The organism is Actinomadura sp. ATCC 39365 (assembly GCF_054392275.1).
This window is the reverse complement of sequence record NZ_CP184335.1, coordinates 8,330,748-8,353,099: the sequence shown is the minus strand read 5'-3', so window position 1 is coordinate 8,353,099 and position 22,352 is coordinate 8,330,748. Positions and strand designations below refer to the sequence as shown.

General features: G+C 71.3%; 20 protein-coding genes and 1 other annotated feature. Of the genes, 8 read left to right on the top strand and 12 right to left on the bottom strand.

Going from position 1 to position 22,352, the window contains the following annotated elements:
* Nucleotides 1-32: 32 nt before the first annotated feature.
* Nucleotides 33-1,255 (bottom strand): IS3 family transposase gene (locus ACNF49_RS40280; RefSeq protein WP_482939532.1). Its coding sequence is split into 2 segments (ribosomal slippage): nucleotides 33-976 and nucleotides 976-1,255, totalling 1,224 coding nucleotides; the frame shifts between segments, so codons are not numbered across the junction.
* Nucleotides 864-977 (bottom strand) — a sequence feature (AL1L pseudoknot). (Overlaps the previous gene by 114 nt.)
* 310 nt (nucleotides 1,256-1,565) lie before the next feature.
* Between ACNF49_RS40280 and ACNF49_RS40275 the strand changes: the two genes are divergently transcribed.
* Nucleotides 1,566-2,972, top strand: a complete 1,407-nt coding sequence (locus ACNF49_RS40275) for an FG-GAP repeat domain-containing protein (protein ID WP_482941001.1) — start codon at nucleotides 1,566-1,568, stop codon at nucleotides 2,970-2,972.
* Between the two features lie 470 nt (nucleotides 2,973-3,442).
* Here ACNF49_RS40275 and ACNF49_RS40270 read toward each other — a convergent pair whose 3' ends face one another.
* The 6 genes from ACNF49_RS40270 to ACNF49_RS40245 all read right to left on the bottom strand — a co-directional run bounded on the left by ACNF49_RS40270 (nucleotide 3,443) and on the right by ACNF49_RS40245 (nucleotide 8,488).
* Nucleotides 3,443-4,528, bottom strand: a complete 1,086-nt coding sequence (locus tag ACNF49_RS40270; protein ID WP_482941000.1) for an LLM class flavin-dependent oxidoreductase — start codon at nucleotides 4,526-4,528, stop codon at nucleotides 3,443-3,445.
* Nucleotides 4,528-5,343: an ABC transporter ATP-binding protein gene (locus ACNF49_RS40265; RefSeq protein ID WP_357971531.1), complete on the bottom strand. Its 816-nt coding sequence runs from the start codon at nucleotides 5,341-5,343 to the stop codon at nucleotides 4,528-4,530. Before ACNF49_RS40265 ends, ACNF49_RS40270 begins: the two co-directional genes overlap by 1 nt.
* Complete coding sequence (locus tag ACNF49_RS40260; protein ID WP_482940999.1) at nucleotides 5,327-6,361, bottom strand: taurine ABC transporter substrate-binding protein; 1,035 nt, start codon at nucleotides 6,359-6,361, stop codon at nucleotides 5,327-5,329. Before ACNF49_RS40260 ends, ACNF49_RS40265 begins: the two co-directional genes overlap by 17 nt.
* A gap of 22 nt (nucleotides 6,362-6,383) precedes the next feature.
* Nucleotides 6,384-7,163 (bottom strand): ABC transporter permease, encoded by a 780-nt coding sequence (locus ACNF49_RS40255; RefSeq protein ID WP_482940998.1) that lies wholly within the window; start codon nucleotides 7,161-7,163, stop codon nucleotides 6,384-6,386.
* A 161-nt stretch (nucleotides 7,164-7,324) separates the two neighbouring features.
* Nucleotides 7,325-7,882, bottom strand: a complete 558-nt coding sequence (locus ACNF49_RS40250; RefSeq protein ID WP_357971528.1) for a hypothetical protein — start codon at nucleotides 7,880-7,882, stop codon at nucleotides 7,325-7,327.
* Nucleotides 7,883-7,924: 42 nt separating this feature from the next.
* On the bottom strand, nucleotides 7,925-8,488 hold the full coding sequence (locus tag ACNF49_RS40245) for a hypothetical protein (protein ID WP_357971527.1): 564 nt from the start codon (nucleotides 8,486-8,488) through the stop codon (nucleotides 7,925-7,927).
* Between the two features lie 606 nt (nucleotides 8,489-9,094).
* On the opposite strand from ACNF49_RS40245, the gene ACNF49_RS40240 reads away from it, so the two are divergent.
* Nucleotides 9,095-11,173 (top strand): WD40 repeat domain-containing serine/threonine protein kinase, encoded by a 2,079-nt coding sequence (locus tag ACNF49_RS40240; RefSeq protein WP_482940997.1) that lies wholly within the window; start codon nucleotides 9,095-9,097, stop codon nucleotides 11,171-11,173.
* A 345-nt stretch (nucleotides 11,174-11,518) separates the two neighbouring features.
* Here the strand turns inward: ACNF49_RS40240 and ACNF49_RS40235 are convergent, their stop codons facing one another.
* Nucleotides 11,519-11,773, bottom strand: a complete 255-nt coding sequence (locus tag ACNF49_RS40235) for a MerR family transcriptional regulator (RefSeq protein WP_357971564.1) — start codon at nucleotides 11,771-11,773, stop codon at nucleotides 11,519-11,521.
* Nucleotides 11,774-12,663: 890 nt separating this feature from the next.
* Between ACNF49_RS40235 and ACNF49_RS40230 the strand changes: the two genes are divergently transcribed.
* From ACNF49_RS40230 to pqqE, 6 genes are all read left to right on the top strand, one after another.
* Nucleotides 12,664-13,434, top strand: a complete 771-nt coding sequence (locus ACNF49_RS40230) for a PQQ-dependent sugar dehydrogenase (protein ID WP_482940996.1) — start codon at nucleotides 12,664-12,666, stop codon at nucleotides 13,432-13,434.
* A 62-nt stretch (nucleotides 13,435-13,496) separates the two neighbouring features.
* Entirely contained in the window at nucleotides 13,497-13,658 is a 162-nt protein-coding gene (locus tag ACNF49_RS40225) for a hypothetical protein (protein WP_482940995.1), read from the top strand.
* A 137-nt stretch (nucleotides 13,659-13,795) separates the two neighbouring features.
* The gene (locus ACNF49_RS40220) at nucleotides 13,796-14,080 is read left to right on the top strand and encodes an MBL fold metallo-hydrolase (RefSeq protein ID WP_482940994.1); all 285 of its coding nucleotides are present in this window, start codon (nucleotides 13,796-13,798) and stop codon (nucleotides 14,078-14,080) included.
* Nucleotides 14,077-14,748: a pyrroloquinoline-quinone synthase PqqC gene (pqqC, locus tag ACNF49_RS40215; protein ID WP_482940993.1), complete on the top strand. Its 672-nt coding sequence runs from the start codon at nucleotides 14,077-14,079 to the stop codon at nucleotides 14,746-14,748. Before ACNF49_RS40220 ends, pqqC begins: the two co-directional genes overlap by 4 nt.
* 14 nt (nucleotides 14,749-14,762) lie before the next feature.
* Nucleotides 14,763-14,984, top strand: a complete 222-nt coding sequence (pqqD, locus tag ACNF49_RS40210; RefSeq protein ID WP_498703307.1) for a pyrroloquinoline quinone biosynthesis peptide chaperone PqqD — start codon at nucleotides 14,763-14,765, stop codon at nucleotides 14,982-14,984.
* Nucleotides 14,981-16,141, top strand: a complete 1,161-nt coding sequence (pqqE, locus tag ACNF49_RS40205; RefSeq protein WP_498703306.1) for a pyrroloquinoline quinone biosynthesis protein PqqE — start codon at nucleotides 14,981-14,983, stop codon at nucleotides 16,139-16,141. Before pqqD ends, pqqE begins: the two co-directional genes overlap by 4 nt.
* Here the strand turns inward: pqqE and ACNF49_RS40200 are convergent.
* The 4 genes from ACNF49_RS40200 to ACNF49_RS40185 are packed head-to-tail and all read right to left on the bottom strand — an operon-like array spanning nucleotide 16,096 to nucleotide 22,345.
* Nucleotides 16,096-17,439: an FAD-binding oxidoreductase gene (locus tag ACNF49_RS40200; RefSeq protein ID WP_482940990.1), complete on the bottom strand. Its 1,344-nt coding sequence runs from the start codon at nucleotides 17,437-17,439 to the stop codon at nucleotides 16,096-16,098. The genes pqqE and ACNF49_RS40200 overlap by 46 nt on opposite strands.
* A complete protein-coding gene (locus ACNF49_RS40195; protein WP_482940989.1) occupies nucleotides 17,436-19,298 on the bottom strand; it encodes an ABC transporter ATP-binding protein in 1,863 nt (620 codons plus the stop codon). The genes ACNF49_RS40200 and ACNF49_RS40195 overlap by 4 nt, the downstream gene beginning before the upstream one ends.
* A gap of 5 nt (nucleotides 19,299-19,303) precedes the next feature.
* Nucleotides 19,304-22,141: a type 2 lanthipeptide synthetase LanM family protein gene (locus ACNF49_RS40190; protein ID WP_482940988.1), complete on the bottom strand. Its 2,838-nt coding sequence runs from the start codon at nucleotides 22,139-22,141 to the stop codon at nucleotides 19,304-19,306.
* 15 nt (nucleotides 22,142-22,156) lie between these two features.
* Nucleotides 22,157-22,345, bottom strand: a complete 189-nt coding sequence (locus ACNF49_RS40185) for a DUF6229 family protein (protein WP_125634764.1) — start codon at nucleotides 22,343-22,345, stop codon at nucleotides 22,157-22,159.
* Nucleotides 22,346-22,352: the final 7 nt, after the last annotated feature.

The window sequence follows — 22,352 nt, the reverse complement described above, 5'->3', positions numbered from 1 at the left end:
AGTGAACCGCGCCGGGTTTGTTGGAGACCGGGTTATGTGGCTGGGGTGAGAGTAGCTGAGTTGATCTCTGCGCGGTAGAGGGCTTCGTATTCGGCGGGTGGAAGGTCCTGGCAGGCGCTGTGGAGTCGGCGGTTGTTGTACCAGTCGACCCATTCCATGGTGGCGAGTTCGACGTCGTCCAGGCCCTTCCACGGGCCGCGGCGGTGGATCAGTTCGGTCTTGTACAGTCCGATGGTGCTCTCGGCCAGGGCGTTGTCGTAGCTGTCCCCGCGCGAGCCGACCGAGCTGACCGCGCCGGCGTCGGCGAGCCGGTCGGTGTAGCGGATGGATAGATATTGGCAGCCGCGGTCGGAGTGGTGCACCAGCCCGTTCAGCGTGTCGGTCTGGCCGCCGCGGCGCCACAGGGCCATCTCCAGCGCGTCCAGTGGCAGGTCGGTACGCAGGTGGTCGGTCAGCCGCCAGCCGACGATCATCCGCGAGTAGACGTCGATGACGAACGCGGCGTAGACGAACCCGGCCCAGGTGTGGATGTAGGTCAGGTCGGCCACCCACAGCCGGTTCGGCGCCGGCGCGGCGAAGTCCCGCTCGACCAGGTCGGCCGGCCGCGGACACAGCGGCTCAGCGATGGTGGTGCGGCGCTTGTGATCGCCCCGGACCGCGCCGGACAGCCCTAACCTGCGCATCAACCGGGCGACCGTGCAGCGGGCCACGGCCACGCCCTGGCGGTTGAGCGCCTTCCACATCTTGCGCACCCCGTACACCTCGAAGTTGTCGTTCCACAGCCGGATGATCTCGGCCGACAGCTGCTCGTCGCGTCGCTGCCGGGCCGAGGGCGGCCGGTTGCGGGCCGCGTAGTACGTCGCCGGCGCGAGATCGAGCACCTGGCAGATCGGTTCGACACCGAATTCGTCGCGGTGGGCGTCGATGAAGGCGACTATCTGGGCGGTCGGGGGTCGAGTTCCCGGGCGAAAAAAGCGGCCGCCGACTTCAGGATCTCATTGGCCCGGCGCAGTTCACGGATCTCCCGTTCGAGCTCGGCGATCCTCTGCGCATCGGCTGTCGAGGTGCCCGGCCGCTGTCCTCCGTCGACCTCGGCCTGCCGGACCCAGCTGCGCAACGCTTCGCGGTGGACGCCGAGCTGCTGGGCGACCCGGGCGATGGCGCCTGGCGCGTTGCCGGTCTGCTCGCGGACCTCGAACACCATCCGCACCGCGCGCTCACGTACTTCCTGCGGGTACTTCCTGGGGGCTGGCATCGCGTGTGATTCTCCCTTCCGCCAGCACGATCATGCTGGCTTCAGGGCCTCCAAGAAAGTCGGTGCGGTTCACAGCGGACGAAGCTAGAAGCGTTGTCTTGTGATCGGGTTGGATCGGTCTTGCGAAACCTGGCAGGCTCGACGAACGGGCCCTGAGTCCCGTCCATGCAGGTCAGGCCCGTATTCGTGGCATTTCCGGCGGCGGCCGTCCCGTGAGGGCGTCGGACGCGCCGACCTGCCCGGATCTGGTCGGCGGTCGTCGCCAGTCAGCCCCAACCCGGCCACAAGTCGCAAGCGCAATCCTCGCCCCATGCGCGTGAACAAGATCGCCTGGTCGGCCGCGGTGCTCGCGGCGGCCGTCGGGCTCACCACCACCCCCGCCGCACCCGCTGCGGCGGCGCCTGCCATCACCGTCAAGAGCGACTTCAACGCCGACGGGTACAACGACGTCGCCGTCGGCATGCCCACGTACCCGGGCTATCTCGGCACGAAGAACAGCGGCATGATCGCCGTCCTGTACGGCGGCCCGAACGGACTCAGCGGCGCCAAGCAGTTCCTGCGGCCCACGTCCGGCTGCTCGGGTGAATCGGCCGACGTCTGCCAGGGCTGGGGCAAGGGACTGGCCGCGGGCGACGTCGACGGCGACGGCAGGACCGAGCTGGTCACCGTGGGATTCAGCGAGCGGCAGGTCTTCTCCTGGACACCAGGCGGCATCACCCGGCAGGGCAGCTCCAACTCGGCGTACTTCGAGGGACTGACCGTCGGCAACGCCGACAACGACCCGCGAACCGACGTCATGGGGCTGTTCGCGACCGGCTGGAACCCTTCCTTCGGCGGCTGGTACAACGGCGGCGCCTTCGAGAAGGCGCCGCTCAACGCCCCGAGCGGCCCCCGGCTCCAGTCGTCGGCGATCGGCAACGTGAACGGCGACGACATCATGGAAGCGATGGTGGTGCTCTCCTCCGTCTACGGCTCGCCCAGCAGCGAGCTGTGGTACATCGACAGTCTGCGCAACCCGGCCCACACCCCCATGCTCATGGGCAACACGGCGGCCTGCGACAACCCTGAGGCGACCAAGCCCGCCTGTACCAAGAAGGATTCCCAGCTCGGTCTCGGCGACGTGAACGGCGACGGCTACCGCGACCTTGTCATGGTGACGCCCAGCACCGGTACGGTGCACGTCTGGTACGGCTCCTACTACGGCGCCGGCATGCTTCAGCCCGGCTTCACGGCCCGCAACCTGTCCTGGCTGACCACGCTCGGGTCCACCGACATCACCGTCACCATCGGCGACACCAACGGCGACGGCCCCGGCGAGATCGCCATCGGCCTGCCCAAGGCGACCATCGGCGGCAAGGCGGCCGCAGGGGCCGTGGCGCTGATCCCCGGGACCGCCTCGGGCCCGGACGTCTCCGCTGCCCGGATCCTGACCCAGGACGGCATCGCCGCACCCGACACAGCGCCTTCGGCGGATCCGATCGCCGAGGAGTCCGTGGCCGACGACCGCATGGGCGAGGCCGTCTCGATCATCGACGTTACCGCCGACGGCAAGGGCGAGCTGATCATCGGCGTGCCCGGAAAGAACGGCGGCAGAGGCATGCTCGCAGTGCTTGCCGGCACCGCCACGGGGCTCCCGTCCTCTGCGCAGTCCATGCACGCGATCCCCAGCGGGGTGAGCGCCGCGGATGCCCGCTTCGGCGCCATCATGCTGAGATAGCGCCACTGCGGGCGACGCCGACATGGACATCCGCGGCCCTGCTGTAGGGGAGGGCCGCGGACTCTCGCGCTTATCTCCCCAGAGCTCGTAGCTGCCGTCGCCGTCTCCGGCCCGCCGCGCTGGACTACGCGGCCACAGTCGCGGCGGCGTTCGAGGGCGCTGCCATGGCCGGCGGTGCCGCCGGCAGAAGCATGCCGGCCGCACCCATCAGCACGATGATGGTTGGCCTGAGCGTCCCGCCACCAGCTCCACGCGCACTGCACGTGCAGGTCGGCGATGCCGGGGCCGGTGCAGAAGACGTGCACCCTGTCGTCGGAGCCGATGTAGGGGGCTGCGCAGGACCCCAAGAGGGAACTGGCTGTGCTCGCCGTGGGCGGAGCCCGGTCACCGACCAACGCCATGACCGCCATCACCCTGCTGAAGAAGATCGCCGACGAGCGCGGGGGCGACTGACCCGCCTTCCAGGGGGCTCAGGCCGGAAGGGCCGACGTCCGCGGCACGCGCGGCAGGACGTGCTCGCCGACCCGGTACGCCTCCTCCAGATGCGGCCACCCGGACAGCACGAACTCCTCCACTCCTGCCGCCGCGTATTCGTGGAACAGCGCCGCGACCTCGTCGTACGAGCCGACCAGGGCGGTGCCGGCACCCTCGCGCACCAGCCCGACCCCGGCCCACAGCCCCGGGTGGATCTCCAGCTCACGGGTGCCGCCGGCGTGCAGGTCCACCATGCGGCGCTGGCCGACGGAGTCGTAGCGGGCGAAGCGGCGTTGGGCCTCGGCGATGCGGCCCGGGTCCATGCCCGCGAGCAGCCGGTCGGCCTCGGCCCAGGCGGCTTCGTTCGTGTCGCGGGCGATGACGTGCACGCGCAGGCCGTACCCGAGGGTGCGGCCGTGCGCGGCGCTGAGCGTGCGCAACCTGGCCACCCGCTCGGCGACCGCCTGCGGCGGCTCGCCCCACATGAGCACGACGTCGGCGTGGCGGGCGGCGACCTGCTCGGCGGCCGGGGAGGCGCCGCCGAAGTAGAGCGGCGGCCTCGGGTCGAGCGGCGCGGGCAGGCCGCCGCCCTCGACCCGGTAGTGCTCGCCGTGGTGGCCGAACGGCGCGCCGTCCCAGGAGCGGCGGAGCACGTGCAGGAACTCGGCGGTCCTGGCGTAGCGGGCGTCGTGGTCGAGGAAGTCGCCGTACGCGCGCTGCTCGACGGGGTCGCCACCGGTCACGACGTTCAGCAGCAGCCGGCCGCCGGAGATCTCCTGGAAGGTCTGGGCCTGCTGGGCGAGCAGGGTGGGCAGCGCGTAGCCGGTGCGGAAGGCGACCAGCAGCCGCAGCCGCTCGGTGTGCTGGGCCAGGGCCGCGCACACGATCCACGGGTCGGGGCAGCCCGCGCCGACGGGGGTGAGCGCGGCCTCGAACCCGGCCTGCTCGGCCGCCCTGGCCACCTGCGTCAGGTACGCGACGGTGGCCGGGCGGGCGGAGGGGCGGTAGGCGTCGGTGGTGGTGATGGCCGAGCGTACGTCGTGGCCGTCACCGGTCGTGGGCAGGAACCAGTGGAAACGCATCAGGAAACCTCGGGGTCGGACGAGGCGGCCCGCCGGACGGCTGCGGCCACGGTCTCGCGTACGGACGGGAAGTCGGGATGGGTGCGCGGATCGGCCGCGCGCGGCAGCTCCGAGGGCTGGTCGAGCACGATCGTGCCCGGCCCGCGGCTCATCACCAGCAGGCGGGTGCCCAGGTAGACGGCCTCGTCGACGCTGTGCGTGACGAACAGCACGGTCTTGCCCGTGGCCTGCCACAGCCGTCGCAGCTCCTCCTGGAGCCGCTCCCTGGTGAGCGCGTCGAGCGCGGCGAACGGCTCGTCCATCAGCAGGATCGCGGGGTCGGGCGCGAGCGCCCGGGCGATGGCGGCGCGCTGCTGCATGCCGCCGGACAACTCGTACGGCCGCCGCCCCGCCACCTGGCCCAGCCCCACGAGCGTGAGCAGCTCGTCGGCCCTGGCCGTCCTGACCCGCTTCGGCACTCCTGTCATGCGCAGCCCGAACTCGACGTTACGCCGTACGTTCAGCCAGGGGAACAGCCGCGGCTGCTGGAACACCACGCCCCGGTCGGGACCCGGCCCCGCCACGGGCTCGCCGCCCACCGTGACCGTCCCGGAGGTGGGCGCGGCGAACCCGGCGACGAGCCTGAGCAGCGTGCTCTTCCCACAGCCCGAGGGCCCGACGATCGTCACGAACTCGCCCGCGCCGACGTCGGCGCCGATCCCGCGCAGCGCCTCCACCGGCTCCGCCTTCGACCAGCGGGAGCGCGGCCGGTAGGTGAGCGAGACGCCCACCAGCCGCACCGCCGCCGCGGTGAGCGTGTCAGCCCGCGACGGCATCGCGCAGGTCCTTGGTGTCCAGGCCCTTCTGGTAGACCTCCAGGGCGGGCACCTCGGGCAGCTTGTGCTGGGCCTTGAGGAACTCGGCGGCGCTGCGCAGGTTCTCGGCCAGCGCGCCCGGCTTGTCCGGGGTGCCCAGGTAGGCGGGGCCGGCCTGCTCCTTGGCGTCCAGCAGGATCAGCTCGTCGATCTGCCCGGCGGCCTCGTCGGGGCTCAGGTTGAGCTGGCGTCCGACGGCCGCCGCCGCGGCCCGCTTGTCGGTGCGTACGAGCTTGACCGCCCGGTCCTGCTGCGTGAGCCAGGTGCGCAGCGCCTGGGGGTAGGAGGTGGCGAACTGGGTGCGGACGACGGCGAGGTCGGCCGTCAGTTTTCCCTTGGCGGCCAGCTCCTTGCTGGTGACCAGCACCTTGCCGCTTTTACGCAGCTCGCCGAGCACGGGCGTCCAGACGTAGGCGGCGTCGATGTCGCCGCGCGTCCAGGCGGCCTGGATGTCGGGCGGCTCCAGGTCGACGACGGTGACGTCGGACTCGCTCAGCCCGGCCTCCTGGAGCGCGGCCAGCAGGCTGTAGTGCGAGGTCGACGAGAACGGCGTCGCGATCTTCCGGCCCTTCAGCTCGGCCACCGAGCCCGCCTGGCGGGCCACGAGTGCCTCGTTCTCGCCGATGACGTCGAAGATCCACGGCACCTGGTACGGGATGTTCAGCGGCGCGGACAGGCCGCGGGTGACCGGGCTGCTGCCGGCCAGGCCGATGTCGATGCTGCCCGCGACCATCGCGGTGTTCACGTCGCCGCCCGAGTCGAACTTGATCCAGCTGATCTTCGTGTTCGGCAGCGCGCTCTCCAGCCAGCGCTGGTCCTTGACGATGAGGTCGCCGTTCGGGATGAGCTGGTAGCCGATCCGCAGTTCCTCGGGGCTGCCGTCGGCGGCGGGGGCGGCGCCGGTGGCGGCTCCGGTGCCGGTGGAGCAGGCCGCCAGGCACAGTGCGAGCGCCAGCGCGGGGATGAGGCGGTGTTTCATGGCTGATGCCTTCGCAGGGGGGTCAGGCCTTGCCGCGCCAGGGCACGAGCAGGCGCTCGGTGAATTGGAGGAGGGTGTCGATGAGCAGGCCGGACGCGCCGATGACGAGCAGCCCGAGCACGACGACGTCGGTCTGGTTGTAGCGCTGGGCGTCGCGGATCATCCCGCCGATTCCCGGCACGCCGTTGACGGTCTCGGCGGCCACGACCGTGGTGTAGGCCACTCCGACCGCGACCCGGACGCCGGTGATCACCTCCGGCAGCGCCGAGGGGAGCACGATCCGGTACGGAAGCTGCCACCGCCCGGCCCCCAGCGACCTGGCCGCGTACAGGTAGTCCTCGTGCACCCCGCGTACCGCGTCGGCGGTGGCCACGGCGACGGGTGGCAGCGCGGCCACGAACAACAACGAGACCTTGGGCGGCTCGTCGATGCCCAGCCAGATGATCAGCAGGCTGAAGTAGGCCAGGGGCGGCAACGTGCGGACGAACGTGATCAGCGGGTTGAGCAGGGCGCGCACGGTGGGGACCAGGCCGACGACCAGGCCGAGCGCGATGCCGCCCGCGATGCCGTACAGGCTGCCGAGCAGGATGCGGCGCAGGCTGGCCAGCAGGTGCTCCGACAGCAGGTAGCCGCCGTAGCCGCGCTGGCCGTCGTGCACGGAGGAGGTCAGGAAGAGCTGCTCCCACACCGACCCCGGGCTGGGGACGAACACCTCGGGCCACAGGTGGGAGGCCGCGACCGCCCACCAGATCGCGGCCAGCAGGACCACCCCCGCCACCCGAAGCCCGACCCCACGGATCACCGTCTCCGCCCCTATTCCACAATAAGCGACTGGTTTAGTGGGAATTAAGGTAGACGATCCCCCGGCCACACGCAAGAAGAACGACGCGCCGGCCCCTTCGGGCGCTGTTCTGTGCGCCGCGAGACCGGCCCTGCGGAAAGGCTCGGTCCCGCGGCACGGGGTCAAGCGTCGATGGAGACCCTGGCGTACTGGTAGGTCGTGTCGCCGTTCTCGTCGCCGGCGTGCCAGCGTCCGGTCATGATCTCGTTGGGCCACGCCCTGGAGGAGTGGTCGTTCTCCTTCATCTGCCCGCTCCACCTCCGGTCGACGAGCTTGACGACCTTGCCCTGCCAGAACAGCGCGGCCGGGTAGTACTCCGTCCAGCCGTGCTCGTCCCCGTCGTGCCTGCGGCCTGCGAGGCCGTGATTCTCCGGGGTGGTGTAGAACGAGGGTTCCTGCACGTGGACGCCGAAGATGTCGATGCGGACCACCGACACCTGCACATCGTTGATGAAGATGCGGCTGCACCAGTACGTGGTGTAGCCGTTCTCGTCACCGTGGTGAGCACGGCCGGTCAGCACCTCGTTGGCCGGACAGATGAAATCGCTGTCCGATTCCCGCACGGTTGCGGTGGACGTGGTCCTGACCTCGATCGTCGCGGCGGCCGCAGCCGGAGCGGCAGGGGCGAGGGTCAGCGCGGCGGCCGCCACCATCGCGGCGGCCAGAGCCTTTTTCTGCATGTTTCCGTCCTCGGGTTCTGGTTCCGTCCTGATGGGGCGCCGCTAGCCGCTGAAGGTGACCGTGGCGAACTCGTAGCCGGTCTGGCCGTTCTCGTCGCCGGAGTGCCAGCGGCCCGTCATGACCTCCAGTGCCCCCGCCTTCGTGGAGTGGTTGCTCTCACGCGGATAGGTGACCCAGTGCCGGTCGACGAGCTTGACGACCTTGCCCTGCCAGAACAGCGCGCCCGTGTAGTACGAGGTGTAGCCGTTCTCGTCCCCGTCGTGGCTGCGTCCGGTGAGGGCCTGGTGGGCCTGGGTGACGAAGAACGATTCGTTCTCCGGTTCGGTGCTGCCGAGGAAACTGAGCCTCAGCGTCGTCACCTGTTCGTTGTCGATGTAGATGCGGCCGCACCAATAGGTGGTGTCGGCGTTCTCGTCACCGATGTGCTCTCGGCCGATCAACACCTCGTTCGTGGGGCAGAGGAACTTGTGGTCCGACTCCTGCACGGTCGCGCTGTGCCCGGGACGGATCTCGATCACCGGGGTGGCCGCGGCCGTGGCGGGGGTCACGGTCAGGGCGGCCAAGGCGACTCCGGCCATCGCCGCGGGCACAACCTTCTTGTTCATGGTCAGGTCCTCCGGTAGGGGTTCACGGTGTTCCGGCATGCTTGATCACGGTGAGCCGGCCGCGTACGGTCCGGTCGCATGAGAACGGCCGGCCCCCTGCGCGGGCCCCGCCGATCTGGTCGGAAGTACCGGCCGCAGGGCACCAGGCCCCACTCGTACGTCCAGCACAGCTCCACGGTGAAGGGGCGGCCGGCCTCGTGATGGACCTGGCGCCGAACAGCACGGCGGCGATCCGCCTGCCGTTGGTCCCCCTGAAGAGTCGTGACACCGATGATTCCCATCTCGTTTCCCGGCCAACCCCCGGCACAAGTGCACAGCCGCGGGCTTGGAGGTCAGTTGGATCTCGCTGAGATCAACACGAGTCGCGCCGGCGTACGACGGTGCGCCTTGTCACCGCCGGCCGTCGGCCGAGGAGAAGGTGACCGAGGTGACAGCGAGTCGGTGAGGCTCGGCCGGCCGGGGGCCGCGTGGGCGTGCTGGACGAGGACGAGCTCGGCCGGCGCGCGCCGTATTGCCTCGACGCTTGGCAGGGAGGAACTGCGCTGGTGGCTCGCGGCCATGTCCACGTGCCTCCGCGGCGACGGCCTTTCTGGTTTACTGCGAATCATGAACGGGGTCTTGGTCGCCGGCCGATATCGCCTGATCGAGGAGATAGGCGCAGGTGGGATGGGCCGCGTCTGGCGCGGCCAAGACGAGCTGATGCGGCGTACGGTCGCCGTCAAGGAGATCCGCCTGCCGACGCCAGGCGAACACGACTACGAGCGGATCCTGCACGAGGTCACGTCGGCGGCTCAGCTCCACCACCCCTGCGTCGTGACGGTTCACGACATCGTCCCCACCGACGACGGCCCGATGATCGTCATGGAGTACTTCGCCGGCCGCTCGCTGGCCCAGGCCGTCGCCACCGAGGGCCCGCTCCCGGTGGCGCACGTGCGCGGGATCGCCGTCGACGTGCTGAACGTGCTGGTCGAGGCACACAAGGCCGGTATCAACCACGGCAATCTCAGGCCGTCGAACATCCTGCTGTCCGACACCCGCCTCGTCGTGACCGACTTCAGCGTCAGCCGTCCGGCCGAGGAACGCCCGCCCACGGACGCGCCGTTGGGCGTCGCCGCCTTCCTGCCGCCGGAACAGGTGCGCGGCGAGGACACCGGCCCGGCGGGCGACCTGTGGTCGCTGGGCGCCACGCTCCACGCCGCGATCGAGGGGCGCTCGCCGTTCGAGGGTCCCACCCTCGTCGCGACGCTGGCGGCGATCCTGGCAGCGGATCGTCCTCGCCCGGAACGGGCGGGGCCCTTGGCCCCGCTGCTGGACGCCCTGCTCCAGCGGGATCCGGCGCGCCGCCCGACCGCCGCCCAGGCGCTGGCGCTCCTCGCGGCAACTGCCACCCGGCAACCCGCCGCACCTCCCAGGGCCTTACCCGCCGCCCCCTACCCGCCGCACCCCGCAGCGCCCGCCGTACCGTCGAACGGGCCCTACCTCGCGCCGCCGGCCGGGCCCCCGCCCCTGCGCCGCCGCAGCCTCCTCCTGTACGGCGGAGCCGCCGCCCTGCTGTCAGCCGCCGGAGCCGCGGCCGTGATCCTGCTGGGAGACGACGACACCCCCACGCACACCCCGCAGGCCCAGCCGTCGCCCACGCCGAAGACCAGCGGGCCGCCTACCCCGGCGACCATCGCCCTCAAGTGGACGGCCCTGCACACGTTCACCGCCCACGACAAGAAATATCCCGGCAAGGCCATATTCACCCCCGACGGCGACTCCGTGATCACCAGCGCCTACCGTGGGGGCGGTGTGGTCGCGGTGTGGGACATGCGCACCGGCAAGCGCCGGCGTACCTTCGGCGACACCGATCTCGGCGCCGACTCCCTGTCCTTCAACCCGGACGGGACCAGGCTGCTCACCGAAGGCCTGACCTGGGGTTCGCTGTGGAATCCGGCGACCGGCGCCCTGGTCAGGAGGCTGTCGGGACATGACACCTTCTGGGCGGCGAAGTTCAGCCCCGACGGCTCGGTGCTGGTCACCACCGGTGCGGGCGAGCCCGTCCTGCTGTGGAACAAGGACGGCAAGCTGATCGCCAAGCTGAAGGGGCACAAGGGCATCGTCTGGAACCCCGCCTTCAGCGCCGACTCCAGCCTGCTCATCACCCCCAGCGAGGACCGCACGGCCCGGCTGTGGGACGTGCGCGAACGCGAGCTCCTGCACACGCTCAACGGGCACGAGGACATCGTCACCGACGCCTCCATCAGCCCCGACGGCAAGCTCGCGGCCACGTCCAGCCGAGACGGCACCACCCGGCTGTGGGACACCGCCACCGGCGAGCAACTGGCCGAACTGGAGGGCGAGGCCTACAACCTCGCCTTCCGCCCCGCCGGCCCCGCGCTCCTGGCCACCACCGACATCACCGGTCCGTTCAGGTTCTGGGACCCCGCCGCGCCCGCGCGGCCCACGGAGCTGCCCAACCAGGGCCGGCTCAACGCCCTGGCCTTCTCCGCCGACGGCTCGCTCCTGGCCACCTGCGCCGAGAGCGGCGAGATCCACCTGTGGGACGGTGCCACGGGAGCCGCAGTCGCGACCCTCACCGGCCACACAGGCGCGGTGCGGTTCGCGGTCTTCAACCACGACGGCACCGCACTGGCCTCCTGTGCGGAGGACGGTACGGCACGCGTCTGGCAGCTCTCACGATAGGTCGGCCGTTCACCCGCTTCACGGAGGGCCGCGTTCCCCGTCTGGCAAGCCGACGTCATCATCAGCGAGGCCCGCTTCGCCGCCGCCCGCCACTGCCGCCTCAAAAGCCCCCAGCAGGAAGACCTTACGCATGCGCACCATCCACGCCGTCACATCCGGAAGCGACGCACCACGTCGAGAGGGTCGTCGGCGGCCGGCATGATTCGCAGCTGACGCCGGCCGGCCTCGACGGGGGAGCGGTTGGAGCACGACGAGGGCGTGGAGGGTGCCGAGAACCCTCGCCCGCTCCGGCCTTCGAGAAGGCCGAGTGCAAAGCGGCCAACGGCATGGCCGGGGCCGAAGCGGTCAGTGGCGCCGGCGGAGTTCTTCGTTGATGCGCAGCGCCTCGGCGAGCTGGTCCTCCAAGATGATGATGCGGCAGGCCGCTTCCAGCTGGGTGCCGGCGTCGACGAGTTCGCGGGCGCGAGCGGCCAGGCGCAGCTGGTAGCGGGAGAAGCGGCGGTGCCCACCCTCACTGCGTAGCGGCTCGATCAGCTTGGCTGCGCCGAGGCTGCGCAGGAACGCGGGGGTGACGCCGAGGAGCTCGGCGGCCCGGCCCATGCTGTAGGCGGGATAGTCCTCGTCATCGAGCCGTTGCCCGAGACTGCCGGCCGCTTCGATCTCCTGGACCGGGTGATCGGCTGGGTGGTCGCCGGTGGGGCGGGGTCGCTCCCGGTCGGAGGCGGTGACCGTTGCCTGAGGTGTTTGATCCATTCAACCTTCCCGAATGCGAACAGGGGCCCCGGCGCCATGATGCGCCGGGGCCCAGAGGTTTAACACCATCGACCGGCCCTGCCTGCATGCTGCAGGGGCGGTTCACTTGTGCCGCACCAGCCGCCCGATGCGGGGGTGCGGGGATCGCGTAAGCGTGACCGTAGACCACCGTCCTGTTCGTGGAGCTGCGGTACCCGTGCGGCGACATGCGGCCGGCGACGGGCGATCCTGATGGCGTTCAACACTCCCTTCCGGTTATTCGTACCTCGGCGCTCCGATCGCCGGCGCCGACTTCCTGTAAGCGGCAGCGCGTCCACCGCCTCGGCCCCTCTTGCTCAACCATGCCGGCCGCGGCAGTCCGACCTTCTGCCCTACCTCGTTCTGTGCTGCTGTCCACGTTCGTCCGGCAGCCCCATCGTGGTGCTCGTGCTGCCCTCGTGGATCCATCCCTTGCGATGTCAGAAACTCTAGCTTCGCATAGCGCGAATGTCTACAGCGGCGACTACAGATTCTCTTTCGCGCTTGCGGGAGACCGCCGCCATGCCACGTGATCGGCATGAGCTGGGCGATGGGTGACGCGTGGTTCTTGTCACTGATCAAAGACCGCACACGATCCACGCCTTGAGAGTGTCGGCGTGGGCCTGGTCTGGTGGCGTGTGCGCGTAAAACGCCCCAAAGGTTGCCTGCAATGTCCGCTTATGCGTTGCTTTGTGACTCTTGGGGGCACGAGTGCCCGCATGGAAAGGAATGCTGCGGGTCTTCGCCGCAGCGGCAACCGCGGCCTCTGTGGTGGCCGGAACTGGGCGGCCTACCAGGGCAAGGTGCTGCGGATCATGCCCGACGGCTCGGTCCCGAGCGACAATCCCGTGATCAACGGGGTGTGCAACCACGTCTACGCCTACGGCTTCCGTAATCCCGACGGGATGGCCTTCAAGGACGGCCGGCTGTTCGTGGCCGATCAGGGGCCGAGCACCGACGACGAACTCAACAAGGTCGAGGCCGGCAAGAACTACGGCTGGCCCGGCATCGCCGGATACAAGGACGACCAGGCCTATGTCTACGGCGCGTGGGCCCAGGCGCCCGACTGCGCCAAGCTGCCCTACGACCCCAACAAGATCCCGTCGCAGGTGCCGCAGACCAAGGAGAGCGCCTTCGCCAAAGCCTTCCAGCAGCCACTGTCGACGTATGGCACGACCGTCAAGAGCGGCCACGATTTCGGCCCCACGCCGCCGTGCACCCTGGCGCCGTCGAGCCTGGAGGTCGCAGGCGACGACCTGATGGTCACCATGCTCAAGGAAGGCGTCGTCTACCGGGTGTCCGACGACGGCAAGATCAAGGACAACCGTCATCGGACCGTCAACCGTTACCGGGACACGGCCTTGGACGCCGATGGCAGGACCCTCTACATCGCGGTCGACTCCGCCGGGGTGACCAGGGACCTGCAGGGAGCGCCCACCACCCGTCTGGCCGATCCTGGCGCGATCTTGGCGGTGCCGTACGAGGGTTAGCCGTGGCCGGCGCGGGACCGGGAGCGCAGAGACGTCCACCGAAACACGACAAGGGAGAGCTCATGAACGAGCAGAACAAGCCCGCCAAGGCTCGTCGGCAACCGCCGCGCGATCATGCGAAGAAGCCACGCGCCCACGGCGAGCAGACCACCTGGCACAAGCCCTCCTACCGCGTCGTCGAGGCGTCCATGGAGATGTCGGCCTACTTCTTGGCCGACAGATAGGCCGGCCGGGGAGGACTCACATGCGCGTGCAGGTTCTCGGCAGCGTGGCAGGTGGCGGCCTGCCGCAGTGGAACTGCGGATGTCCCGGGTGTTCCGGGGCGCGCGCGGACGCCGCACGCTGCAGGCGTGCGCCCGCGATGAGCTCATGGCCTGCGGGGTTCGGCGTGGGGGCTGAGGTGGTCTTCGCCGACGGCACCTTCTACGACGACGACGAGCCGTGCCGGAGCGGGATATCGGCCAGATCCGCCACCCAGATGGGTCATCTGCCGATCGAGGCCACCCGTGCGCGGCTGGCCGCGCTGGAGGCCCGCTGCTTCTACACGCACCTGAACAACACCAATCCGCTGCTCGACCCCGACTCGCCGCTGCGCGCGGGCCTGGGCGTCGAGGTGGCCGCCGAAGGAATGGTGATCGAGCTGTGAGGGACTTCGAGGCCGAGCTGCGGGCCGTGGCCAGGCGCCGCTACCACGACCTGCACCCCTTCAACCAGCGCATGCACGCGGGGCTGCTGTCCGAGCAGGAACTGCGCGGGTGGATACTCAACCGCTTCCACTACCAGCGGCACCTGCCCGTCAAGGACGCCCTCATCCTGGCCAAGCTGGATCACCTCGACCTGCGCCGCCTGTGGATCCACCGCATCATCGACCAGGACGGCACCGCCGGCGGGGAGGGCGGCCTTGAGCGCTGGCTTCGCCTGGGCGAGGCCGCCGGATGTACCAGGGAGGAGATGTGGTCCGGCCAGGCAGTGCTGCCGGGAGTCCGGCTGGCCGTGGACGGATATGTGAACCTCTGCCGGCACGGCAGCGCGCTGGAGGCCGTGGCGGCCTCGCTCACAGAGCTTCTCGCACCGGATCTGATGAAGACCCGGATCGCCGCGTTCGAAGAACACTACCCATGGATCGATCCCGCTGGGTTGCGGTATTTCCAGGTCCGGATCGACCAAGGGCGCAAGGACAGCGAACGGGCGCTGCCGCTGGTGTTGTCCTGGGCTCGCAGTCCCGCTGACCGGCAGGCGGCGATCAGGGCGCTGGAGTACAAGTGCGAGGTGCTGTGGACACTTCTGAACGCGGTCGAGCGGGCCTACCGATGACCTGGCGCCCGTCGTTGAGCCCAGGTGCCCTGCTGCGGCATTGCCCGGTACGGCAGGCGGAACTGCTGATCGTGCCCGAACGGATCGTGGTGCTCAATGCCGAGGCGGCCGCCATCGTAGGGCTGTGCGACGGGCACAACACCGTCGAGGAGATCGCCGCGCGGTTCCCCTCCGAGGTCTTCGCCGACGTGACAGAGTTCCTGCGGGACGTGCGTGCCCAGGGATGGATCCGGTGAACGGGCCCTGGGCCATGCTGGCCGAGGTGACCCATGGCTGCCCGTTGCGTTGCCCGTACTGCTCCAACCCCACATCGCTGGTGACGAAGTCGGCGGAGCTGGACACCGCCACCTGGGTCCGGGTCTTCAACGAGGCCGCCGCCCTGGGCGTGGTCCATGTCCACCTGTCCGGCGGGGAGCCTCTGCTGCGCGGCGATCTGGCCGAGATCGCCGCGGCAGCGGCCTCGGCCGGCATCTACACCCAGCTTGTCACCAGCGGCGTCGGCCTCACCCGGGTGCGGCTGGCCGAACTCCTGCGGGCCGGGGTGCGCAGCGTCCAGTTGTCCACGCAGGCCGCCGACGCGGCCGCCTCGGACCGGATCGCCGGCCGCCCGTCCTTCGCCGACAAGCAGCGGGCGGCGGCGCTGATCGTCGAGGCCGGACTGCCGCTGGGCCTCAACGTCGTGCTGCACCGGCACAATCTGGACGCCATCGATCAGATCGTGGAGCTCGGCATCACCTGGGGGGCGCAGCGCATCGAGCTGGCCAACATTCAGTTCTACGGCTGGGGCCTGGTCAACCGGCGCGCCCTGATGCCTACGCGAGCCCAGCTCAGCGCGGCCCGGGAGAAGGTCGAGCGATGGCGCCGTCGCAGCGACGTCGAGCTGATCTGGGTGGTACCCGACTACTTCGACGGAACCGCCAAACCGTGCATGGGCGGCTGGGGCACGCTCTCCCTGACCGTGGCACCCGATGGACGCGTGCTGCCGTGCCCGGCCGCCTACTCGCTTCCGCTGGAGCTGCCCAGCGTGCGCACGCACAGCCTGGAGTGGATCTGGCGGGAGTCGGCGGCGTTCAACGCCTACCGCGGCACGTCCTGGATGTCCGAACCGTGCTCCGGCTGCCCTCTCAGGCACCAGGATTTCGGGGGCTGCCGCTGCCAGGCATCCAGGACGCGGAGGACGACGGCTTCGCCTACCGCACCTTTGCCCGCGACGCCCGCTAGCTGTATTGACCACGAGCGTTGGTGGGTTCGCGGGCGCCGGCCCACCGGCGAGCGGGAGACGGGCCCGGCGCCACACCGTCTCGGGCCGGTTCCGCCGCGCGCCCGAGGTGGGGACGTCCCCGGCTCTCAGCGCAGCGACTGGGCGGAGCGGAACAGGCCGGTGGGGTCGTAGGCGGCCTTGATCTCGCGCAGGCGCGGGAGGTTGTCGCCGTAGTAGGCCCGGGCCCAGTCCTCCAGGTCGGCGTCCGGATAGTTGGGGTAGACCCCGCCGGACGACCACGGCGACACCCGTTCCCACGACTCGCGCAACCACGCGTGCGCCTCCCGCCGCCGCTCGTCGCAGGCGCGGAAACCGACCTGGACGGCCTGCTTGAGCAGGAACCGCGGACCGCGGTGGACGAACGCGGTCGCGTCGGAGGCCGGGCGGCCGATGGCGCCCGCCCACGGCACGAACTCCAGGTCCCGGATCTCGCCGCGCACGCGGTCGGCGACCAGCCGGTCCAGCAGGTCCTCGACGGCCGTACGCGGCAGGAGACCGTCGAAGAAACCCGACTTGTTCAGGCGCAGGCCGGGCCGCTCGCCGTACGGCAGCGCGGTGACGGGGCCCTGCCCGCCGTCGGCGTAGGAGTGGTGGCAGGCGGCCGCCGCGCCCTCCAGCCGGGTGAGCCGCAGGCGGCCCGGCGGCGCGAGCGCGTCGACGACCTCGACGGCCCGCTCCTCGGCGCCGACGACGACGCCGAAGAGGACGGCCTGCGGCGGCTCGTCCGGCTCGTCCCCGGAGATGACGGCGATCTCCAGGTTGACCTCGTCCGGCGCTTCGGGCGCCCACCGCTGCCAGGCGTCGATGAGGTCGGCGGCCCGCTCGAAGTCGCAGACGGCCTGCACAGCGGTGACCGGCACGATGGGGCGGGTACGCAGCGTCATCCGGGTGACGACGCCGAAGTTGCCGCCACCGGCCCCGCGCAGCGCCCACAGCAGATCGTCGTCCGCCTCGACGCGCGACCCGTCGGCCAGGATCACCCGCGCCGCGAGCAGGTGGTCGGCGCCGAGCCCGTGAAGGCGGCTGAACACGCCGTATCCACCGCCCAGCACCGCTCCGGTGACGCCGACCGCCGGGCACCAGCCGCAGGGCACCATGCGCCCGTGCTCGGCCAGGCGCCGGGCCAGCTCGCCGATCCGCACGCCGGGGCCCACCCGCACGTTCTCCGCGCCGACCTCGATCTCGTTCGCCGCGCTGAGATCGACGAGCAGGCCGGTCGTGGAGGAGTGCTCGGCGAAGCTGTGACCACCGCCGCGCAGGGCGAACGGCATGCCGCGGGCGCGGACGAGCTCAAGGACGCCGACCACGTCCGCCTCGGAGGCGCAGCAGGCCACGGCGGCGGGCAGCTTCTCGGTGAGCGTGCCGAGGAAGGGCTTGCGCCTGGCCTGGTAACCAGGCTCGCCCGGACGGATCATGCGCGGGCCGGTCATCGGCGTGCCGGCTTTCCGGTCTGCAACGCGTACAGCTCGGCGTAGCGTCCCCGCAGCGCCAGCAGTTCCTCGTGGACGCCCTCCTCGGCCACGCGCCCCTGGTGCAGCAGGTAGATGCGGTCGGCGTGGCGGACGCTGGTCAGCCGGTGCGTGATGAGCAGGATGGTCCGTTCTCCGGCGATCGCGCGGAGGGTCTCGTAGACGGCGTACTCCGCCTTGGCGTCCAGCGGTGCGGTCGGCTCGTCCCAGATCAGCAGGGCGCCGTCCCGGAACAACCCGCGGGCCACGGCCAGGCGTTGCCACTGGCCCGCCGACAGCTCGTGGCCGCCCTTGAAGTGTTTGGACAGCAGGGTGTGCCATCCCGCGGGCATGCCCGCGACGACGTCCGCGGCGGCGGCGAGCGAGGCGGCCTCGCGCAGGGCGTGGTCTTCCGGGTCCGGGCGGTCGTGGCGGCCGATGCGGACGTTGGTCCGGGCATCGTGCGGCCAGCGGACCGGGTGCTGCGGGACCAGGACGACCCGGTCGGCCAGGGTACGCGGGTCCAGGAGGGCGGTGTCGATCCCGTCCCATCGCATGGTTCCGCTGGTCGGCCGGTAGAGCCCGGCGAGGAGCCTGGCCAGTGTGGTCTTGCCCGAACCGTTCTCGCCGACCAGCGCGATCGTCTGCCCGGCGCGGATGGTCAGGTCGATGTCGCGCAGCGCGGGAGTCCGCCTGCCGGGGTAGGCGAAGCCCACGCCGCGCAGGGTGACGCACTCCGGGGAACGCGGGACCGGTACGCCGGACGCCGGTCGTTTCCTGGCGTCGGCGTCGGTGAGGAAGTCCTGGTAGTCGGCCACGTACAGGGACTGTTCGAACAGCTGGTTGGCGGCCTGGGTGAGCTGCCGCAGCGCCCCGGCGGCCACCCTGACGGCGATCACCGCGGTGCCCGCCGCGGCCGGCCCGATCCAGCCGGCGTGCAACATCAGACCGAGTACGGCCAGCACCCCGGCCAGGGCGAGGCCGGCCAGCGCGCGGCCCGCGGTCCTGCCCCGCGCCATGGACACCCCGACCTGGGTCTCCCTCTTCTTCAGCACGTCCGCCACCTGGCGGTACTCGGCCAGCACGTACGGCTCGGCCTGGCAGGCGCGCAGTTCGGCCGCCGGGTCCCGCTCGGTGGACAGCTCGGCGAGCATCTGCACCCGGCGGTTCAGCGTGACCATGCTCCGCATGCCGGCGTACCCGCGCCGCGCGACCGTCAGCACCGCCCAGGCCTCCGGGATCATGCCGGCCACGAGCAGCGGCACCAGCAGGGGGTGCAGGACGGCCAGCCCGGCCACCGCGGCCGTCACTCCGCAGACGGAGCCGAGCAGGTCGATCGTGTTGCCGACCGCGCGGTCGAGGTGGAACAACCCGCGGTCGCGGGCCCGGTGCAGGCCGTCGTAGAAGTCGGCGTCGTCGAAGTCGGCGAGCTGCACGTCCAGGGCGGCGGCGAACAGCCGTTCCTCGGTGGCCCGGCGCAGCGCCGGTTCCAGCCGCGCCCTGGCCAGCTCCACCGCCGCTTCGGCCGCCCCGCGCAGCGCCAGGATCCCGGCGACCAACGCCAGGCCGGGGGCCGCCGCCACGAGCCGGTCGGGCGCCGCGCCTGACGCGAGCAACTCGTCCAGCACAGCCACGCTCGTCAGCAACCCGCCGGCCGTCGCGGCGCCCGCGGCGAGCTGAAGGACGAGGACGGCGATCGCGGACCGGCGCCCGCACCGCCAGATGAGCCGCAGCACCGGCACGGTGACCGCCACCAGTTGCCGCGGCGTGCGGCGGGATCCGTCCGGCTGGTCGAGGTGCCAGTAGGGAGTGACGAGCTCCTCGTCCACCCTCTCGTCCATGGGGCTCATGCCAGGTCCGGCAGCAGCACGGACGGCAGCGCGCACTCGGGGTGCATGCGGAGCAACTGGTAGGACACTCCGCCCAGACCGGGCAGCAGGCCCGGCGCGAAGGCGTCTCTGGCCAGGCCGCTGACCGGGCCGTTGGTCTCCAGGCTGCCCAGGATGACGGCGTCCAGCCGGTCCCGCTCGACCGGTGCGACGCCGGCGGCCCGGGCCTGCTCGATCGTCTCCCAGCAGCCGAGATCGCCGTGGCAGAGCGTGTGGTTCCAGCCGATCCCGTCGGCCCAGCAGGAGGCGGCGGCGCGCGCCAGCCTGTCGCGCCACCGGGTGCCGCCCTCGCGGGCCAGCCGGTCGGCGGCGACGAGCCCGATCCCGCCCGCGCCGTGGCACCACGCCTTGGCGGCGAAGCCGTCGTTGCGAAGGTCCAGCCAGCCGCGCTGCTCGGCGTCGTAGAGGGTGTCCTCGTAGGCGAAGGCGGCCCCGGCCAGCTCACTCATGCCCTCATGGTCACCGGGGGAATCGGCGAGGCGCGCCAGGGCCCAGCCGATGCCGCTCGCGCCGTGCGCCAGCCCTCCGAGCCCTTGCGGGAAGCGGAGGCTCGGCCAGCACACCCCGCCGGAGCGGCGCTCCGCCAGCCCCGCGAGGCGCTCCCCGATCGTACGGGACAGCCGGGCCCAGCCTGCTTCGCCGGTCTCCCGGCTCAGCAGGAGGAGCGGAACGATCGCCCCCGCCATCCCTGACAGCAGGTCGTAGCTGTCGTCGGCCTCGATCGAGTCCGGCAGCAGTCCCGCCAGAACGCGGGCGCGCTGAAGCGCTTCCTCCCCGACGACACCCAGGGAGCGCAGCAGCAGCCAGCTCCACACCTGCGAGGCGATCCCGAGGTAGGCACCGGGAGGATCCGGCCGCAGGCGTACCCCTTCCTGCCGCCTGGCGGCGTCGCGGTCCTCCATGGCGCGGATCGTGCGCAGGACCGCTTCCAGAAGCCCGTCCAGTTCCGCGATCGGCTCGGCCCTGCCGTCCGCGGCTTCCCTGATGTAGGCGCTCAGCAGGATCGCCAGGCCGTGGGCTCCGCCGTACAGGTCGAGCGACAGCGGCTGCACGGCCCAGCCGGTGAGGTCGAGCACGGGCGTGATCCACGTGACCGTGCCGTCCGCACCGCGCACGGCGCTGTCCAGGACCTCGCGGAGGATGCGGGCGGCCGCCGCGCGCCGCCTGGGCTCCAGCCGTTCGGTACGGACGAGGCCGGGCGGGAGCCGTTCGAGGTCCGGCATCCAGCCCTCGTTGAGGTACGCGCTGACCAGAGCCGCCTGAGCCACCGCGCGGTCCAGGCCGTGGTCGCGCTCCCGCCAGCGGGCCACCGCACCGGCGACCAGATCGCTCTCCGGGCCGCACCTGGTGTCGGCGGGGCCGCGGAGCATGCCGACGCGCGGCGTGGTGTCGAACATCGGGATGTCACCGTGGCACAGCTCGTCCACCTCCGCGGCGATGATCGCGGCGTCGCCGGGGGCCCCGGGGACGTTCTCCGACATCTTCGCCAGCAGCCGGGCGGCCTTCGCGCGGGCGTCCGCCTCGTCGTGGAGCGCGGCCGGATGCCACAGCATGCGCGCCAGCTCGGCGTACGACTCGGTGGAGCGCAGCACCGCGCGGACGGGACAGTCGGAGAACGGCGCCAGCAGCGGCTCCAGCTTGCCCGACCGGTCCAGCTCGGTCAGGCGGTCGTCGAGCTCGTCGAGGCCGGCGATGATCAGGTCCCAGTACCGGCCGAGCACCGGCTCGGGGCTGGGATGGTTGGCCGCCGGCGGCAGCGTCACCCGCTCGGTGCCCATCCTGGGGCTGTCGGTGCCCGCGCCGAGCACCACCGGCAGCTCGATCTGCGGCTGCTGGCCGGGCAGCGCGCCCGCCGCCGACATGTCCACGCCGCGCCAGCCCAGGGCCACCCCTCGTCCCGGGAGCAGCCCGATGCCCAGCACCGAGCTGTTCACCAGCTCCACCGCCGTGTCGAAGGCCCGGCCGTACCCCGAGGGACGGGCCTTCGCGTGCGGGGCGAACAGGCTCTCGCAGTCCACGACCACGGGGTGCGGCCCGGCGGCGATGAGGTTCTCGGCGTGCAGGTCGTTGCCACCGAGCAGGCGCATGAGGGCCAGCCAATGGCCCAGTCCCCGGTAGAACGCGCGCAGTTCGCCGTCGCCGTCGCAGTGGCGGTGCTCGATGTGCTCGGCCCAGCCGTACCCCTGCCTGGTCACGACGGCGGGCACTCGCATGGTCGGGACGCCGAGGTACGTGAGCAGGTCGGCGAGCGCCGCGTCCACCGCCAGCGAACGCGGCTTGTAGACCACCCGTCCGCCGCCGCCGTGCAGCACGACGACCGTCTGCCCGCCCCGGTGGCTGTCGCCGGCGCCGAACTCGACGCGGTCGAGCTCGCCCGACGGCGCTCCCGGAAGCGAGACCAGCCTCGCGCGGTCCGCGGCGAAGCGTTCGGCCAGGCGGAACGCGGCGGCGCACCGATTGCGGATGATCGTCGTGAGCCTCGGCATCATGCCGGGGTAGAGCACCGCCAGATCGTTCCAGAATGCCGGTTGCGCCGCACTTCGCCGCCACTCCCGCCAGCGGGCGGCGGGGTCGGCGGCGGTCAGGCGCCCGGACAGGCGGGCGGCGTTCACCTCCAGCACCAGTACCCTGGTGATCTTGCGGCGGACCTCCTCCTCGACGGACAGCGCAGCGCCTGACAGGACGGCGCTGCGCTCGGCCGGCGCAAGACCGGTAAGTGCGCGCAGCCGGGCCCCGAGGTCGGTCAGTGCGGGGCCGATCAGCGGGTCCAGCGGAGGGTCGAACTCACCGGTCATGCGCTCCGCCCCTGCTCAGCAGCACTGATAGGTTCTGGAACCCGAGCAGGCGGTCCCGCATCTGCCGGAGCCGCCCGGCCCTGTCATGGTGATCTCCGACTCGACGTACATGCCGGGCATCAGCGGGCCTGCCGGGCTGTCCGGGTCGTCGCCCGCCCTCCAGGCGGCGATGATCTCCTCGGCCCTCTCGAGGGTGACGGTCATGTTCGCT

Coding starts and splice junctions, on each gene's coding strand:
- ACNF49_RS40275 (WP_482941001.1), top strand. CDS start 1,566: ATGCGCGTGAACAAGATCGCCTGGTCGGCCGCGGTGCTCGCGGCGGCC.
- ACNF49_RS40270 (WP_482941000.1), bottom strand. CDS start 4,528: ATGCGTTTCCACTGGTTCCTGCCCACGACCGGTGACGGCCACGACGTA.
- ACNF49_RS40265 (WP_357971531.1), bottom strand. CDS start 5,343: ATGCCGTCGCGGGCTGACACGCTCACCGCGGCGGCGGTGCGGCTGGTG.
- ACNF49_RS40260 (WP_482940999.1), bottom strand. CDS start 6,361: ATGAAACACCGCCTCATCCCCGCGCTGGCGCTCGCACTGTGCCTGGCG.
- ACNF49_RS40250 (WP_357971528.1), bottom strand. CDS start 7,882: ATGCAGAAAAAGGCTCTGGCCGCCGCGATGGTGGCGGCCGCCGCGCTG.
- ACNF49_RS40245 (WP_357971527.1), bottom strand. CDS start 8,488: ATGAACAAGAAGGTTGTGCCCGCGGCGATGGCCGGAGTCGCCTTGGCC.
- ACNF49_RS40240 (WP_482940997.1), top strand. CDS start 9,095: ATGAACGGGGTCTTGGTCGCCGGCCGATATCGCCTGATCGAGGAGATA.
- ACNF49_RS40235 (WP_357971564.1), bottom strand. CDS start 11,773: ATGGGCCGGGCCGCCGAGCTCCTCGGCGTCACCCCCGCGTTCCTGCGC.
- ACNF49_RS40230 (WP_482940996.1), top strand. CDS start 12,664: ATGGAAAGGAATGCTGCGGGTCTTCGCCGCAGCGGCAACCGCGGCCTC.
- ACNF49_RS40225 (WP_482940995.1), top strand. CDS start 13,497: ATGAACGAGCAGAACAAGCCCGCCAAGGCTCGTCGGCAACCGCCGCGC.
- ACNF49_RS40220 (WP_482940994.1), top strand. CDS start 13,796: ATGAGCTCATGGCCTGCGGGGTTCGGCGTGGGGGCTGAGGTGGTCTTC.
- ACNF49_RS40200 (WP_482940990.1), bottom strand. CDS start 17,439: ATGACCGGCCCGCGCATGATCCGTCCGGGCGAGCCTGGTTACCAGGCC.
- ACNF49_RS40195 (WP_482940989.1), bottom strand. CDS start 19,298: ATGGACGAGAGGGTGGACGAGGAGCTCGTCACTCCCTACTGGCACCTC.
- ACNF49_RS40190 (WP_482940988.1), bottom strand. CDS start 22,141: ATGACCGGTGAGTTCGACCCTCCGCTGGACCCGCTGATCGGCCCCGCA.
- ACNF49_RS40185 (WP_125634764.1), bottom strand. CDS start 22,345: ATGACCGTCACCCTCGAGAGGGCCGAGGAGATCATCGCCGCCTGGAGG.